The organism is Aeromonas jandaei, assembly GCF_037890695.1.
GTDB lineage: Bacteria > Pseudomonadota > Gammaproteobacteria > Enterobacterales > Aeromonadaceae > Aeromonas > Aeromonas jandaei.
Genome location: NZ_CP149571.1, coordinates 2,630,851 through 2,646,755, shown reverse-complemented (window position 1 = coordinate 2,646,755; position 15,905 = coordinate 2,630,851). Strand labels below are relative to the sequence as shown.

Below are 15,905 nucleotides of genomic sequence, written 5' to 3'. Positions count from 1 at the left end.
CCCTTGGCAGTCGACTCTCCCTGGTGCAAGCTGAAGTGACGGCAAGAAGGGACTCAAAAAGGAGAAGAAGATGCCGAAGGACAAGAGCAAGAAGCGGCCACGTCTGGAGAAGAAATGTTATGAACACCACCTCGCCCACCTGCAGGAGGAGCTGGTCAAGCTGCAGGAGTGGGTCAAGCAGGAGGGGCTCAAGGTGGTAGTGCTGTTCGAGGGACGGGACGCTGCCGGCAAGGGGGGGGTCATCAAGGCGATCACCGAGCCCCTCAACCCCCGGGTCTGCCGTGTGACGGCGCTGCCCGCCCCCTCAGACAGGGAGCGCTCCCAGTGGTACTTTCAGCGTTATGTGGCCCACCTGCCCGCTGCTGGCGAGATGGTGCTGTTTGACCGCTCCTGGTACAACCGAGCCGGGGTCGAGCGGGTGATGGGCTTTTGCAGCGACGCCGAGTATCGCGAGTTTCTGCGCGCCTGCCCCGAGTTCGAGCGGATGCTGATCCGCTCCGGCATCACCCTGATCAAATACTGGTTCTCGGTCTCCGATGAGGAGCAGGAGAAGCGCTTCAAGGAGCGGATCAACACCCCCATCAAGCGCTGGAAGTTCAGCCCGATGGACTTGCAGTCCCGCTCGCGCTGGGTCGAATACTCCCGCGCCAAAGATGACATGTTCACCTACACCGACACCCAGGACAGTCCCTGGTTTGTGGTGGAGGCGGACGACAAGCGCCGCGCCCGCCTCAACTGCATCGCCCATCTGCTGGGCAAGGTGCCCTACGAGGCGATCCACTACGAGCCCATCAAGCTCCCCCCCATCAAGACCGAAGGGTACGAACGCCCGCCCCTGACCAGCCAGACCTTTGTCCCCGATATTACTGCTGATTTCGAGGGCTGAGCCCTGCCACCGCGCCTGCCGGTTTAGCCAAACGGCAGGCAATAAAAAGCCGGTCGCAAGACCGGCAAAAAGGCATTGAAGATACGGAAAACTTGCACCAAACCGCGATCAGGTACGGATGTACTTGGCGGTGCGGGGGAACGCCTGCTCCTTGGCATCAAACAGATAGCAGGCTTCAGCCGGGATCCCCACGCTGTAGCTCTGACCAGTCGCCACATCCACGTCGGAGGTGGTCTTGACGGTAAAGTCGTGACCATCCACATCCATATAGACGAATGATTCGGCCCCAAGATGCTCGGCAACCTGCACCACGCCGCTCAGCTTGCTGTCGGCATGGGCGTGGCTCAGCGGCACCAGATGCTCCGGGCGGATGCCCAGCTCAACCTTGTCACCCACCGCGCCACGACGGGCATCGACCCGCACCCGCACGCTGTCGCCGGTAGAGAGCTTGACCACGCACTCCTGCTCACCAATCTCCATCAGCTCGGCGGCCAGGAAGTTCATCTTGGGCGAACCGATAAAACCGGCCACAAACTTGTTGTCCGGGTTGTGGTAGAGATCCAGCGGTGAACCGAACTGCTCCAGGTTGCTGGCGGCATCGGCCTTGAGCGGACTCAGCACCACGATCTTGTCGGCCAGGGTCATCGCTTCCACCTGATCGTGGGTCACGTAGATGATGGTGGAGTTGAGCTCCTTGTGCAGCTTGGCGATCTCGATCCGCATCTTGACCCGCAACGCGGCGTCGAGGTTGGAGAGCGGCTCGTCAAACAGGAACACCTGCGGCTGCTGCACGATGGAGCGACCGATGGCAACCCGCTGGCGCTGACCGCCGGAGAGTGCCTTGGGCTTGCGCTCCAGCAGCGGCTCCAGACCCAGAATTTCAGCGGCACGCATCACCCGTTTGTGGATGTTCTCCTTGTCCATCTTCTTGAGCTTGAGGCCAAAGGCCATGTTCTCGTAGATGTTCATGTGCGGATAGAGGGCGTAGGACTGGAACACCATGCCGACGTTGCGCTCTACCGGCGGCACGTCGTTCATGTAGCGACCGCCGATGGTCAGCTCACCGCTGGTGATGTCTTCCAGACCCGCGATCATTCGCAGCAGGGTGGATTTACCGCAGCCGGACGGACCGACGAAGACGATAAACTCCCCTTCCTTGATGGAGAGGTTGATATTGCGCAGGGTGTCCTTGTGAACAGCCGGGTCGTAATTTTTGCGAACGTTGTTGAGTACTACTTCAGCCATGACGAGCTCCGCTCTTGAATCTTTGCAAATCGTGATAGCAGGGGGAGCCTGCTCCCCCTGCCATAAACTTAACCTTTCACACCACCGGCGGTCAGACCGCCAACCAGCCAGCGCTGCGCCAACAGGAACACCACTGTGATGGGGAAGCCGGAGAGCACGGCGGCTGCGGCAAAGTCACCCCACAGGTAGTTCTGCGGATAGAGGTACTGCTGGGCTCCGACCGCCAGGGTCAGATTGTTCACATCCTGCAGCAGGATGGAGGCCATGGGCACCTCGGTAATGGAACCGATAAAGGCCAGAATGAATACCACCGCCAGAATGGGTACCGACAAGGGCAACAGGATCAGGCGGAATGCCTGCCACGGAGTCGCACCGTCGATGGCCGCAGCCTCCTCCAGAGAGGAGTCGATGGTCTCGAAGTAGCCCTTGATGGTCCAGACGTGCAGGGCGATGCCGCCCATGTAGGCAAGGATCAGGCCACCGTGGGTGTTGAGACCCAGCCAGGGGATGTAGTCACCAATCTTGTTAAAGAGCGCATAGATGGCCACCAGTGCCAGCACAGCCGGGAACATCTGGAAAATCAGCATGCCCTGCAGGATGGTGGACTTGCCACGAAAACGCAGGCGGGCAAAGGCGTAGGCACAAGTTGTGGAGAGCGTCACGATCATCAGGGCAGTGATGCCGGCGATCTTGATGGAGTTCCACAACCAGGTCAGCACCGGAAACGGCGGCGGTGTGATGCTGCCGTCGGCGTTGGTGATGGAGATGCCCAGCGCCAGTTTCCAGTGATCCAGGGTTGGGTTGGAGGGGATGATCTCCCCTACCGCGAAGTTACCGTTACGGAACGAGATGGCGATAACCATGATCAACGGGAAGATGATCAGCGCCAGGAAGCCCCACATGACCAGGTGGGTTGCCCACACTCGGTATTTGACTGATTTGGGTTGTACGATTGCCATGTTGAAGCCTCCTTACAGCTGTTTGTCGGCTTTGGACAATTTCAGGTTGAGCAGCGCCAGCGCACCTACGATGAGGAAGATGGCGGTGGCGATGGCACTGGCCAGACCGTAGTCCTGACCACCCGATCCCTGGAATGCAATCCGGTAGGTGTAGCTCACCAGCAGGTCAGTAGTACCGGCCGGAGTGCTGGCACCGATGATGTCCGGAGCACCGTTGGTCAACAACTGGATAAGTACGAAGTTGTTGAAGTTGAAGGCGAACGAGGCAATCAACAGCGGGGTCAGCGGCTTCATCAGCAGCGGCACGGTGATCTTGAAGAAGTTCTGCACCGGACCGGCACCGTCCATGGCGGACGCTTCATAGAGGTCTTCCGGGATAGCTTTGAGCAGGCCCATGCAGAGGATCATCATGTAGGGGTAGCCCAGCCAGGTGTTGACGATCAGGATCATCACCTTGGCCAGCATGGGATTGGTATACCAGTCCGGCTTGATGCCAAAGGCCGCTTCCAGGAACATGTTGATCTCACCGAAGTTCTGGTTGAACAACCCCTTGAACACAAGGATGGAGATAAACGCCGGAATTGCGTAGGGCAGGATCAACATGACCCGATAGAAGCCGCGCCCCTTGAGCGATTCCCACTGCACCAGACAGGCCAGCACCATACCGATGGCCAGAGTGAACGCCACGGAACAGGCAGAGAAGATCACGGTCCAGACGAAGATCTGCAGGAACGGCGCCTGAATACCCGGGTCAGTCACGATGCGGGCGAAGTTCTTCCAACCCACGCTGACCACAAAGCCCGGAGCGATGCCCTTGCCGACAAACTGGCCCTGATCGTCGATGTACTGGTAGAAACCGGTCTCGCCGTTGGGCAGCATCAGCTCGCCGCTCTGGTTGTCGCGCAGCAGGTTGCTGTCTTTGATCACCACGCCGGACTTGAGCACGGCGCCATCCATCAGACGGGTGTACTGGGACTTCTGGGCGGCAAACTTGCGCAGGCTGCTCAGGGTAAGATGGGTGGAACCATCGGGCAGCACCAGATCCAGCGCGCTCAGGTGGGTGCGATGATCTACGATAGCGCGAATGGGCGCCGGTTTGCTGGCAATCTCGCCAGTGACCGGAGTCAGCTCGATAAGCTGAGGTGTAGTCTGTACCCGCCCTTCACTTACGGCCAGTTCGCGGGCCTTGTTGTTCATCAGGGTGACGGGTTGGCTGATATAGGCGTGATCATCCTGGTTCAGCTGCAGCTGGAACTGGCCGTTGTCGCCACCCAGCAGAGTAAAATCGAATTCACCGCCCGACACCTTGTAGGTTTTCTTCAGATGATAATCACGAGCCTGCTCCACGGAGAGCAAGTTGGAGCCCGAATAGTTGGTGAAGGCAATGCCAATCGTGTAGGCAAGAGGGAAGATGATAAATACAACCATGCCAGCCACACCCGGAAAGATGTAGCGATGGGCATAGGTCTTCTTGTTCATGAAGACATACAGACCGACGGATACCACCACCAGATCCAGCAGCGCGAATACCCACTCGCCACTGGCGTACATCATCACGGCTGCGTAGCCGTTGAGGATGGCGACCAGGGCCGCGATAGTCCACTTAAGCCAGGTGTGCTTATCCTTCGGACCGGCATAGGACTCAACAGAAGGTACTACTTCCATGCCAATTAACCTTTATAACGCCAAGAGAGATTTGAGAGAGTGGGAGGCCATTGCGGCCTCCCGGGTAGTGCGAGCTTACTGAACGATACGCTTGGCAGCGGTATCCAGCGCTTCGTCAACACCTTGACGACCGGAGGTCACGTTCTTGAGGGCAGTTTCGAAGGAGGACCAGAAACGGCTCATCTCGGGCACGGACGGCATCGGCTCGCCAGCCTGGGCGTTTTGCATGGTGGCCTTGATGTGCGGATCGGATTCCAGCGTCTTCTGGAAGGATTTCAGCGCAACGGCACCCAGCGGCTTGTCGGCGTTGACCGGAGCCAGACCGGCATCGGTCAGCAGGTAGTTTTCCAGGAACTCGATGGCCAGATCCTTGTTCGGGCTGGCGGCGTTGATGGTGGCACCCAGTACGCCAACGAAGGCTTTAGCCGGTTTGCCCTTCAGGGTCGGCAGCGGCGCTACGCCGTACTTGATGCCGCTCTTGTCCAGGTTGCTCCAGGCCCAGGAACCGTTGATCATCATGGCCACTTCGCCCTTGTTGAACTTGGCATCCATTACGCCGTAGTCGATACCCTTCTCCAGGTGACCGGATTTGATCATCTCAGAGATGTAGCCTACGCCGATCTTGGCGCCAGCGTTGTTCACGCCGGTGTCTTTCACGTCATAACCGGTAGCGGTTTTCTTGAAGGCGTAGCCACCGTTGGCAGCCACCAGCGGGTAGCTGAAGTAGGGGGTGTCATAGGCCCACATGATGGCGCGCTTGCCGTTCTTCTTCAGAGTCTCGTCAATCTTGGCGATCTCTTCGAAGGTCTTCGGCGGCTCAGGCAGCAGATCCTTGTTGTAGATCAGGCTGACTGCTTCCATGGCAACCGGGTAGCCATAGGTTTTACCGTCAACAGTCATGGCATCCCATGCCAGCTGTTCGAATTTGGCTTTAGTCGCAGCGCTCGGCGTTACCGGAACCAGCAGACCGGCCTTGACCCACTCACCGTAACGGTCGTGAGCCCAGAAGAAGATGTCCGGGCCGTTGCCAGTGGCGGCGGCTTGCTGGAATTTCACTTCAACCTGATCCGGGTGAGCAACAGTAACCTTGATGCCGGTTTCTGCTTCAAATTTCTTACCCACTTCAGCCAGACCGTTGTATCCCTTGTCACCGTTGATCCAGATGGTCAGCTGGCCTTCATCGATGGCAGCAGTAGCAGTGCAAGCGACGCCAAGAGTGGCCAGACCGATCAGGGATGACAGCAATTTCTTTTTCATGAGCCTTTCCTTGTAGTAGTTCCGCGCTGTAAGAGCATTGTGTGCGAAGTGAATATTATCCCAAGCGTCATTCGCCTCACATGACGCAACTCGCATTTTTGAAATGCAATTACGTATTTCCTTCCAGAAAGTTTTGAAAACATTTTCTTAAATCGGGGAAATAACCCTGTTTATCGGCTTATTTCAAAACAACAACCGAAATATAATTACCAAACTGAAATATAATTACCCCAATGAAAGGGTTTTCACTTGAATGAAAACCCTTTCAGGTGGTTTATTTTGTTTGATCTGTTAACAAAGCACCGGCCCGGTTTCGCCCTGCCCCTTTCGCCCAATAAAAAAGAGACTCTGCCAAGGCAGAGTCTCTTTTTGCCGGAAATGACGGCTTGATCACATTACGACTGGCGCAGCAGCTGATCCTTGAGGTTGGGCGGTACCCCCTTGATGGTCAGGGTGTCGGTCTGCGGGTCATAAAACACGCGGCTGTTCAACAACTTCTGCTCAAAACTCAGTGTCAGACCGCCGCCGGAACCAACAAACTTGGTCAGCCCGCGCAGGGTAGAACGGTCGGCCGGGAAGCGCTCTTCCAGTTCGTACTCCTGACCAATGAAGCTGTAAAAATCGAGGTCACCCTCGTCGGCATCTTTTGCGGAGAGTTCTGCCGACAGCTCCTTGATCTCGATCTCTTCACCGGCACTCGCCTGCTCGGTGCAATATTTGAAAACCTGCTTTTTATAGTCATTGCGCTCTGCCGGTTCGAGCTGGCGACTCTCGCAATAATCTTCAACTGCCTGCAGCAGCCCTTTATTCTGGATCTTGGCATCCATTCCTTCACGGGCACCCAGCAGATCCATAAAGAAGTCGCCCAGCTTGCGACCAATACGTCCCTTGCTGAAGGTAATATAACGGCGTGACTCGGGTTGGGTTTTCCACTCGGTCAAATCGATGCGGGCCACCAGATTGAGTTTGCCAATATCGAGATACTGGATGTGACGCAACTCCAGCGCTTCGCTGACGGTGACGCTCTCCTTGCCCTCCAGCAGGGCGATCATCAGATAATCGACACCGACATAGTTGTATTTGGCAATCAGCAATACCCCCTGCTCATCGAGGGCGTGCTCCACCAGCTGTTTGACCAGCATCTGGGTCACATTGACCGAGAAGGGAACAAATTCGCTCTGCTCGCCGAGCAGCTGTTCGAGGGCAATGCGAAACGCGGGAGAGGGCTGCTTGGGGGCCTCTTCCCCCTCCGCCAGCTCGGCGACGGCAGCCTCGGGGTCGGCGAAGAAGCCAAAGCCCTTGCCTCCCTTGCCGTTATAGATGCGATGCAGCTCCGCCATCAGCCCCTGTACCGCCTCGTCGGGAGGAAGGGTCTGGCTGCGGGTATCGGCGTGTGGTTGACCATCGCCGCCCTGGCGCAGGGAGTGAAGTATGATCTTGTCGATATCGAGACTCATGTCACAAAGCCATAGTGTTAGCCGAAAGGGTGAAGTATTATAAGGCGCTTTGAACCGAGATGAACTGAAGATTATGCCCATCGTATCAAAGTACAATAACGAGCAGTTTGACGCCCTGATGAACGACCTGATCACCGCCCTGGAGAAGCACAAGGCGCCGGTGGATCTCAGTCTGATGGTGCTCGGCAACCTGACTACCAATATCATCAACGGTATGGCTCCGGCCCAGCGTCAGGCCATCACCGAAAAGTTTGTCCAGGCCCTGACCGCATCGGTCGATAACCGCCACGACACGCACTGAGTCCCCGACTCTGTTGATTTGACGTTTCTCAACGCAGATGGATCACTATGGTCGAAACCGGTAACCCCTATCGTGATAATGTCTCTCGCCTGATCACCTGGGGGCATTGGTTCTCCTTCTTCAACATCATTCTCGCCATGCTGATTGCCACCCGTTACCTGGGTGCCATCAGCTGGCCGTCGACCACCCTTGGTGTGGTCTACCTCGTTGTAAGCTGGATTGGCCACTTCTCGTTTTTAAGTTTCGTCACCTACCTGCTGACGATCTTCCCTTTGAGCTTCGTATTGCCCAAAGAGAAGCCCCTGCGCTTCATCTCCGCCGTCGTGGCGACGCTGGCGCTGGTGCTTTTGCTGATCGACACCCAGGTATTCCGGCTCTTCAAGTTCCACCTCAATGCCCAGGTGTGGCAGTTGCTGCTGGATCAGGCCCAGACCGAGGAGGGCTCGATCTGGAGCATCATCTTCGTTGCCGTGCCGACCATCTTCCTGCTGCAACTGCTGCTGTCGGCCTATGTCTGGCGCAAGATCAACAAGCGCAAGCGCCGTCAGTATGGCAATCAGGTAGGGCTGGCGCTGCTGGTCTGCTTTATCCTGACCCACGTGGTCAACAGCTGGGCGGATGCCACCCTGTATCAGCCCATCACCATGCAGCGCGCCAACTTCCCCCTCTCCTACCCCATGACGGCCCGCTCCTTCCTGGCCAAACACGGCTGGCTGGATCTGGATCAGTACGAGAAGCAGGCAGCCAACCAGAGCGATGACAGTGACAGCCGGATCCGCTATCCGTTGCGGCCGCTCAACGTCAATGCGCCCCTTACCCACAGCAACCTGCTGATTGTGGTGGTCGATTCGCTGCGCTTTGACATGCTCAACAACATCAACATGCCTAATCTGCAGCGCTATGCGGATCAGCATCTCAGCTTCCGCAATCACCTGAGCGGCGGCAACGATGACCTGATGGGGATGTTCAGCCTCTTTTATGGCCTGCCCGGTCACTACTACAAAGAGATCAGCAGCGACAAGCGCCCGCCGGTGCTGTTTGACGAACTGCTGCGCCAGGATTACCAGTTCGGCCTGTTCGGGGCGATAGAAGATGGCCAGAAGTATCGCAAGAGCATCCTCGCCGGTCTGCGCAAACAGGTGTTTGTCTCCGAGCAGACCAACGACGGCAAGCTGCTGACCGACTGGCAGCAGTGGCTGGAGAAGCGCACGCCGGAGCGCCCCTGGTTCTCGCTGGTCTATCTCTCAAGTCCTGGCGACTACCAGCTGCCCGCAACCATGAAGGGCCCTTTCCAGCCGGAGCTGACCAACTTCAATCCGGCTACCGCCTATCGGGCGGAAAACCTGGTGAAGCTGGAGAATCGCTACAAGAACTCGGTCTTCTATACCGACCAGTTGCTGGAAGAGATGCTGACCAAACTGCAGCTGCAGGGCATGGATAGCAATACGGTGGTGGTCATCACCTCCAACCATGGTCAGGAGTTCAACGACACCCAGAGCAACAGCTGGGGCGCTGGCAGCAACTACTCCCTCTATCAGGTGCAGGTGCCCATGGTGGTGGCCTGGCCTGGCCGAAACAGTCAGGTGATCGAGCAGCCGAGCAGCCATTTCGACCTGGCACCGACCCTGATGCAGGGGATGCTGGGGGTGCGTAACCCGCCGCGTGATTACAGCATTGGCCGCTCGCTGTTCGACTTCAGCCCGCGCAACTGGCTGCTGGCCGGGGATCAGAACGACTTTGCCATCTACCAGAGCGGAACTATCACCCACTTCAACAAACAGGGTGACTTCGAGCTACTGGATCGCAACAGCTATCAACCCATCAAGCGGGCCACTCCCGACATGGGCGCCATGATCCAGGTAATGAACGAGCTCAACCGCTTCTACCGTCACCCCTGACAGGCATCTATCTCAAACAAAACGCCCCCGCATTCGGGGGCGTTTTTTGGAGTGGCGCCAAGCAATTGCTGGTGTGGATTATTGAACCTGCCCGGTCGACCATGCCTGCGGCAATTTGTAGCCGGCAAACCGCTTGGCGGCATAAGCCTTGAACTCCGCAGAGTTGTAGGCGGCCGCCACATCCCTGACAAATGGCTTCTCGCTGTCGACCTGCTTCACGACCACCCAGTTGATAAAGGCGTAGCTGCGCTCAAGAAAGAGCCCCTGGCTAAACGGGATGCCGCTGGAGGCGGCAAAATTGCCGTTGATCACCGCAAAATCCACATCCTCCCGCGAACGGGGCAGTTGCGCCGCCTCGAGCAGTACCAGCTTGAGATTGTGCGGGTTGTTCACCACATCAAACTCACTCGCCTTGAGCGGGTTAATCCCCTTCTTGAGAGTGAGCCAGCCCAAATCCTGCAGCATCAGCAGGGCGCGCGCCTGATTGGTGGGATCGTTGGGGATAGCCACCGTACTCCCCTCTTTCAGCTGATCGAGTGTGGCCAACTTGCCGGAATAGAGCCCCATCGGCCCGGTGGGGACCTGCACAACGGGTGTCAGTGACAAACCGCGGTCTTTGCTAAAGCTCTCGAGATAAGGCTTGTGCTGGAAACAGTTCACATCGAGCGAGCCATCCGCCAGCGCAATGTTGGGGGAAACATAGTCGGTAAATTCCACCAGCCTGACCTTGTACCCTTTGGCCTCCAGCTGCGGCTTGATGGAGTCGGTCACCATGTCGGCAAAATCCCCCACCGTAGTGCCGATCACAATCTCTTGGCGATCCTGCTCACCCGCCCAGGCAGTGCCAGCCAGAGTGCCGCTCAGCAAGAGCAATAGAGAACAAAACCAGAAGGTGCGACGCAACATACAAGACTCCCTGTCTCAAGACTCATCAAGGTGATAGCGGACTACTGATTTCAAATTGGAAATCCAGACGTCCAAACGGCTAATGAAAGACAACTTATCAGAGTCGGCTACCAATACCAAGCGACAAAATTGAGGAAGCTTATGAGCCGGGCGACGAAGAGATGGGGAATGAAGAGAACGGAGTGCAAACAAACTACGCCAATGTGGCAGCGCACATCGCGCGCCAGTCAGCATTGACTGCTAACCACCTGACTTAACAACAAAAAGATCAATAGCGAGCGCTGATAAATGCTCTCAATAAAACACACGATCAGCTCCAATGGAATATCTAACATAAAAAAGATCGGATTTCTTTGAGGCTGATCTAACTTATGAAAACAGGTTCTTTTGGCTCTTCATCATCCGTGTGTAGATTCCATTCGCACCCAGGAAGGTGCTCTATAAGATGGAGTTTAAAAATAATGAAGCAAACATCGTTAGCACTGGCGATCACAGCACTGCTGTCGGCTCTGCCAGTTGCATCTGTTCAGGCAAATGAAAGTTGTGCCCCCCTGACCGGCAAGGAAGCCGGACTGGATACCGGCCGCAGCAGCAGCGAACGCTGTCTGCCCGGCATCAACCCGCTGCAGGATCAGCAGTGGTATCTGCTCAACAGTGGCCAGGATGCCTTCAGCGCCCGTGGCGGCGTAGCAGGCAACGACCTCAACCTCTGGTGGGCACATCGCACCGGCGTGCTGGGACAGGGGGTCAATGTGGCCGTGGTGGATGATGGCTTGGCTATCGCCCACCCGGATCTGGCGGACAACGTCCGTCCGGGATCCAAAAACGTGGTGACCGGCAGCGATGACCCGACCCCGACGGATGCGGATACGGCGCACGGCACTTCGGTCTCCGGCATCATAGCGGCGGTAGACAACGCCATCGGCACCAAGGGGATCGCCCCGCGGGCCCAGTTGCAGGGGTTCAACCTGCTGGACGACAACAGCCAGCAGTTGCAGAAAGACTGGCTCTACGCCCTTGGCGACAGCGATGCCAGCCGCGATAACCGGGTGTTCAACCAGAGCTATGGCATGAGCCTGGTCGATCCCCGTCCGGCCAACGACCTGGATCAGGCCCAGCTCGACCGTCTGTTCGAACAGCAAACCCTCAAGGCGCAGAGTGCCGCCTATATCAAGGCTGCCGGCAACGGCTTCAACAAGATAGCGGCGGGCGGCTATGTGCTCAATCGCACCGGCAACGGCCCCAAATTGCCGTTCGAGAACAGCAATCTCGACCCCTCAAACAGCAACTTCTGGAACCTGGTGGTAAGCGCGCTCAACGCAGATGGTGTCAGATCCTCCTACTCCAGCGTCGGCAGCAACGTCTTCCTGAGCGCCACCGGCGGCGAGTACGGTACCGATTCCCCCGCCATGGTGACCACGGATCTGCCCGGCTGCGATATGGGCTATAACCGCACCGACGATCCCCGCACCAACCGGCTGCACGGCAACCCGCAACTGGATGCCAGTTGCGACTACAACGGCGTGATGAACGGCACCTCCTCTGCCACCCCCAGTACCTCGGGTGCCATGGCACTGCTGATGTCCGCCTACCCGGATCTGTCAGTACGCGATTTTCGGGATCTGCTGGCGCGCAGCGCTACCCGGGTCGATGCCAAACATCAGCCCGTGATGGTCAGCTACACCAGCAGCACCGGCAAGGTGCGCGACGTGAAAGGGCTGGAAGGGTGGGAGCGCAATGCCGCCGGCATGTGGTTCAGCCCGACTTACGGTTTCGGTCTGATCGACGTCAACAAGGCGCTTGAGCTGGCAGCCAATCACCAGCCCCTCCCCCCGCTGGTGCAGCTGCCGTGGCAGAAGATCAATGTCACCGGCAGTACCGCTGCCATCCCGGATGTGGGCAACAGCCCGACCAGCTCGACAACCCGCATTGCCACACCGTTGACGGTCGAAGCGGTTCAGGTGATGGTGAGCCTGGATCACCAGCGTCTGCCCGATCTTCTGATCGAACTGGTCTCCCCCGCCGGCACCCGCAGCATCCTGCTGAGCCCCTTCAACAGCCTCGTCGGCCAATCTCTCGACCAGCAGCAGCTGGGCTTTGTGCGCACCAAGGGATTGCGTGACATGCGCCTGCTCTCCCACAAGTTTTACGGTGAATCGGCCGAAGGCCAGTGGCGACTGGAGGTAACCGACGTTGCCAACGGTACCCGTCAGGTCTCTCTGCTCAATCGCAAGACCAAGGAGCGCACCACCCTGACCGAGCGCAACAACCGTCAACCGGGCAAGCTGATCTCATGGTCCCTGCGGGTCCTGGGTCACGATGCCAACCGCAGCTAACACGCTAGGAGTATTACCATGAACAAACCTGTTACCTTGCTTCTGGCAACCCTGCTGGCCCCCCTCTCGGGACAGCTCTGCGCCGAGGAGTCCGTCACCATGGATGGCAAGCAGTACAGCACCATAGAGGTGAACGGCCAGACCTACCTCATTCCCGACAACGGCAGCAAGAAGCGCGTAGCCCGCAGTCTGGATGACAAAGTGCCGCAGCAGAGCCTGCGCCGCGGCGACGTATTGATGCAGGGAGCCGCCAGCCCCGAGCTCACCGTCAGCGGAACCCTGCTGGTGGAAGCTGACAATGCCACCGCCAAGGCGCTGGCGACGCGCCACGGCTTGAACTTCAAGCAGAGCAGCGGCGGTATCGCCCTGCTGGAGGCCAAATCGGGCACCGATCTCAACGCCATCGCCACCAAGCTCCAGAGCGAGGGGGTGAAGGTACAGATCGAGCTGTCGGGGGCCGAGCGGCAACCAAAATAGGTCTCGTCAGCGGGATAACAAAGGGGGCCATCATGGCCCCCTTTCTATTCTCTTCACTACGACAGCGGCTTACTTGCGGCCATTCTGCTCCGCCAGATAGAGCCAGGTGTCGACCACGGTATCCGGGTTGAGCGACACCGAGTCGATCCCCTGCTCCACCAGCCAGGCGGCGAAGTCCGGATGATCAGACGGCCCCTGGCCACAGATCCCCACGTACTTGCCCGCCTTGCGGGCGGCAGCAATGGCCATTGCCAGCAACGCCTTGACCGCCTCGTTGCGCTCGTCGAACAGGTGGGCGATAAGCCCCGAGTCCCTATCAAGTCCAAGCGTGAGCTGGGTCATGTCGTTGGAGCCTATGGAGAAGCCGTCCACGTGCTCGAGGAACTTGTCTGCCAGGAGAGCGTTGCTCGGGATCTCGCACATCATGATCACCTTGAGCCCCCGCTCGCCACGGCGCAGACCGTTCTCGGCCAGGATGTCGATCACCTGCTCCGCCTCGCCCACGGTGCGCACGAAGGGGATCATCACCTCGACGTTGGTCAGCCCCATGACATTGCGCACCCGCTTGATCGCCTCGCACTCGAGGGCAAAACAGGGGCGGAAGCTGTCGGCGATGTAGCGCGACGCGCCACGAAAACCGATCATCGGGTTCTCTTCATGAGGCTCGTAGCCACGGCCGCCCACTAGGTTGGCGTACTCGTTGGACTTGAAGTCCGACATCCGCACGATCACCCGCTCCGGCCAGAAGGCGGCGGCCAGGGTGGCGATACCCTCGGTCAGCTTGGCGACGTAGAACTCCCGCGGGCTCTCGTAACCGGCGATCATCTTGCCGATGGTGGCCTTGAGTTCGGGGCTCTGGCTGTCGAACTCCAGCAGCGCCTTGGGGTGCACCCCGATCATCCGGTTGATGATGAACTCGAGACGGGCCAGACCGACACCGGCGTTTGGCAGCTGGGCGAAGTCGAACGCCCTGTCCGGGTTGCCGACGTTCATCATGATCTTGATGGGCAGACGCGGCATGTTGCCCACCTCGGTGACCGCCACGTCGAAGTCGAGTTCGCCGTCATAGATAAAACCGGTATCCCCTTCCGCGCAGGAGACGGTGATAAGCTGGCCAGCCTCGATGCTATCGGTGGCATTGCCACAACCCACCACCGCCGGAATACCCAGCTCGCGGGCGATGATGGCGGCGTGACAGGTACGGCCGCCCCGGTTGGTCACGATGGCGGAGGCCCGCTTCATGATGGGCTCCCAGTCCGGGTCGGTCATGTCGGTGACCAGCACATCGCCGGGCTGTACTTCATCCATCTGACTGATGGAGGAGATGACCCGCGCGGGGCCCGCGCCAATCTTGTGACCGATGGCCCGCCCCTCGATCAGCACCTTGCCCGCTTGCTTGAGAGCAAAACGCTCCAGGGTGTTGGCCTCCTGGCGGCTGCGCACGGTTTCCGGGCGCGCCTGCACGATGTAGAGCTTGCCATCCTGCCCATCCTTGGCCCACTCGATGTCCATCGGGCGGCCATAATGCTGCTCGATGATGAGGGCCTGCTTGGCCAGCTCCATCACCTCGGCATCCGTGATGCAAAAGCGGCCGCGCTCGGCTTCATGGGTGTCGACGATCTGCACCTGGCGGCCATGGCTGGCATCGCCGGAATAGGTCATCTTGATAAGCTTGGAGCCAAGCGTCTTGCGCACCACCGCCGGGCGTCCTGCCTTGAGGGTCGGTTTGTGCACGTAGAACTCGTCCGGGTTGACCGCCCCCTGCACCACCATCTCGCCAAGACCGTGAGCGCCGGTGATGAACACCACGTCGTTGAAGCCCGACTCGGTATCCAGAGTGAACATGACGCCGGAGGCGGCAAGATCCGAACGCACCATCCGCTGCACCCCGGCCGACAGGGCGACGCCCTTGTGGTCATAACCCTGATGCACCCGATAGGAGATGGCGCGATCGTTGAACAGGGAGGCAAAGACATGCTTGATAGCCACCATGACCGCATCGATGCCGCGCACGTTGAGAAAGGTCTCCTGCTGACCGGCAAAGGAGGCGTCCGGCATATCCTCGGCGGTGGCGGAGGATCGCACCGCAAAAGAGGCATCCAAACCTGCACTCAGTCTGGCGTAAGCCTCCCGGATCGCCTGCTCCAGCGCGCTCTGGAACGGGGCTTCAATCACCCAGTCACGGATCTGCTGACCGGCCCGATTGAGGGCGGCAATGTCATCCACATCCAGATTGTCGAGCAGATGGTGGATCTTGCCGTTGAGGCCGCTTGACTCCAGAAACTCGTTAAACGCAAAGGCGGTGGTGGCAAAGCCCCCCGGCACCGATACACCGGCGCCAGAGAGGTTGCTGATCATCTCGCCAAGGGATGCGTTCTTGCCGCCAACTCGTTCTACGTCCTGCATTCCGAGTTGCTCGTACCAGAGTACGTACTGTTGCACTTGCATGTCTCCAGGTTGGTGGGCAAGGTGCCATGGCACCTTTTTTGTGCCCGATTTTTATAGGTGAGTAAGGTGC

12 protein-coding genes are annotated in these 15,905 nt (G+C 58.4%); 5 read left to right on the top strand and 7 right to left on the bottom strand.

Annotated features, from left to right (window positions below):
- Positions 1-70 precede the first annotated feature (70 nt).
- Positions 71-886 carry a polyphosphate kinase 2 gene (gene ppk2 / locus WE862_RS12600; protein ID WP_042029973.1) on the top strand — a complete coding sequence of 272 codons (816 nt, stop codon included), beginning with the start codon at positions 71-73 and terminating at the stop codon, positions 884-886.
- Between the two features lie 108 nt (positions 887-994).
- Here the strand turns inward: ppk2 and WE862_RS12595 are convergent, their stop codons facing one another.
- From WE862_RS12595 to yejK, 5 genes are all read right to left on the bottom strand, one after another.
- On the bottom strand, positions 995-2,131 hold the full coding sequence (locus tag WE862_RS12595) for an ABC transporter ATP-binding protein (RefSeq protein ID WP_042029975.1): 1,137 nt from the start codon (positions 2,129-2,131) through the stop codon (positions 995-997).
- A gap of 68 nt (positions 2,132-2,199) precedes the next feature.
- The gene (malG, locus tag WE862_RS12590; protein ID WP_041209357.1) at positions 2,200-3,090 is read right to left on the bottom strand and encodes a maltose ABC transporter permease MalG; all 891 of its coding nucleotides are present in this window, start codon (positions 3,088-3,090) and stop codon (positions 2,200-2,202) included.
- 12 nt (positions 3,091-3,102) lie between these two features.
- Entirely contained in the window at positions 3,103-4,755 is a 1,653-nt protein-coding gene (gene malF / locus WE862_RS12585) for a maltose ABC transporter permease MalF (protein ID WP_042029976.1), read from the bottom strand.
- 75 nt (positions 4,756-4,830) lie between these two features.
- On the bottom strand, positions 4,831-6,012 hold the full coding sequence (malE, locus tag WE862_RS12580) for a maltose/maltodextrin ABC transporter substrate-binding protein MalE (protein WP_339058624.1): 1,182 nt from the start codon (positions 6,010-6,012) through the stop codon (positions 4,831-4,833).
- Between the two features lie 395 nt (positions 6,013-6,407).
- Positions 6,408-7,469: a nucleoid-associated protein YejK gene (gene yejK / locus WE862_RS12575; RefSeq protein WP_042029980.1), complete on the bottom strand. Its 1,062-nt coding sequence runs from the start codon at positions 7,467-7,469 to the stop codon at positions 6,408-6,410.
- 73 nt (positions 7,470-7,542) lie between these two features.
- Here yejK and WE862_RS12570 point away from each other — a divergent pair, with 73 nt between their 5' ends.
- Positions 7,543-7,770: a YejL family protein gene (locus WE862_RS12570; RefSeq protein ID WP_005344699.1), complete on the top strand. Its 228-nt coding sequence runs from the start codon at positions 7,543-7,545 to the stop codon at positions 7,768-7,770.
- Positions 7,771-7,817: 47 nt separating this feature from the next.
- The gene (locus WE862_RS12565; protein ID WP_042029982.1) at positions 7,818-9,668 is read left to right on the top strand and encodes a DUF3413 domain-containing protein; all 1,851 of its coding nucleotides are present in this window, start codon (positions 7,818-7,820) and stop codon (positions 9,666-9,668) included.
- 78 nt (positions 9,669-9,746) lie between these two features.
- Here the strand turns inward: WE862_RS12565 and WE862_RS12560 are convergent, their stop codons facing one another.
- Positions 9,747-10,574, bottom strand: coding sequence for a MetQ/NlpA family ABC transporter substrate-binding protein (locus tag WE862_RS12560; protein WP_042029983.1), 828 nt, complete (start codon positions 10,572-10,574; stop codon positions 9,747-9,749).
- Between the two features lie 461 nt (positions 10,575-11,035).
- On the opposite strand from WE862_RS12560, the gene WE862_RS12555 reads away from it, so the two are divergent.
- The gene (locus WE862_RS12555) at positions 11,036-12,910 is read left to right on the top strand and encodes a S8 family serine peptidase (protein ID WP_042029985.1); all 1,875 of its coding nucleotides are present in this window, start codon (positions 11,036-11,038) and stop codon (positions 12,908-12,910) included.
- 18 nt (positions 12,911-12,928) lie between these two features.
- A complete protein-coding gene (locus WE862_RS12550) occupies positions 12,929-13,387 on the top strand; it encodes a serine protease chaperone (RefSeq protein ID WP_042029986.1) in 459 nt (152 codons plus the stop codon).
- 69 nt (positions 13,388-13,456) lie between these two features.
- On the opposite strand, the gene ppsA is transcribed toward WE862_RS12550, so the two are convergent.
- Positions 13,457-15,835, bottom strand: coding sequence for a phosphoenolpyruvate synthase (gene ppsA / locus WE862_RS12545; protein WP_042029987.1), 2,379 nt, complete (start codon positions 15,833-15,835; stop codon positions 13,457-13,459).
- Positions 15,836-15,905 lie beyond the last annotated feature (70 nt).

What these genes read in the sequence shown, in the direction of transcription:
- malE (WP_339058624.1), bottom strand. Translation starts at nt 6,012, where the DNA reads ATGAAAAAGAAATTGCTGTCATCCCTGATCGGTCTGGCCACTCTTGGC.
- malF (WP_042029976.1), bottom strand. Translation starts at nt 4,755, where the DNA reads ATGGAAGTAGTACCTTCTGTTGAGTCCTATGCCGGTCCGAAGGATAAG.
- WE862_RS12560 (WP_042029983.1), bottom strand. Translation starts at nt 10,574, where the DNA reads ATGTTGCGTCGCACCTTCTGGTTTTGTTCTCTATTGCTCTTGCTGAGC.
- WE862_RS12595 (WP_042029975.1), bottom strand. Translation starts at nt 2,131, where the DNA reads ATGGCTGAAGTAGTACTCAACAACGTTCGCAAAAATTACGACCCGGCT.
- WE862_RS12555 (WP_042029985.1), top strand. Translation starts at nt 11,036, where the DNA reads ATGAAGCAAACATCGTTAGCACTGGCGATCACAGCACTGCTGTCGGCT.
- WE862_RS12570 (WP_005344699.1), top strand. Translation starts at nt 7,543, where the DNA reads ATGCCCATCGTATCAAAGTACAATAACGAGCAGTTTGACGCCCTGATG.
- yejK (WP_042029980.1), bottom strand. Translation starts at nt 7,469, where the DNA reads ATGAGTCTCGATATCGACAAGATCATACTTCACTCCCTGCGCCAGGGC.
- ppsA (WP_042029987.1), bottom strand. Translation starts at nt 15,835, where the DNA reads ATGCAAGTGCAACAGTACGTACTCTGGTACGAGCAACTCGGAATGCAG.
- WE862_RS12550 (WP_042029986.1), top strand. Translation starts at nt 12,929, where the DNA reads ATGAACAAACCTGTTACCTTGCTTCTGGCAACCCTGCTGGCCCCCCTC.
- WE862_RS12565 (WP_042029982.1), top strand. Translation starts at nt 7,818, where the DNA reads ATGGTCGAAACCGGTAACCCCTATCGTGATAATGTCTCTCGCCTGATC.
- malG (WP_041209357.1), bottom strand. Translation starts at nt 3,090, where the DNA reads ATGGCAATCGTACAACCCAAATCAGTCAAATACCGAGTGTGGGCAACC.
- ppk2 (WP_042029973.1), top strand. Translation starts at nt 71, where the DNA reads ATGCCGAAGGACAAGAGCAAGAAGCGGCCACGTCTGGAGAAGAAATGT.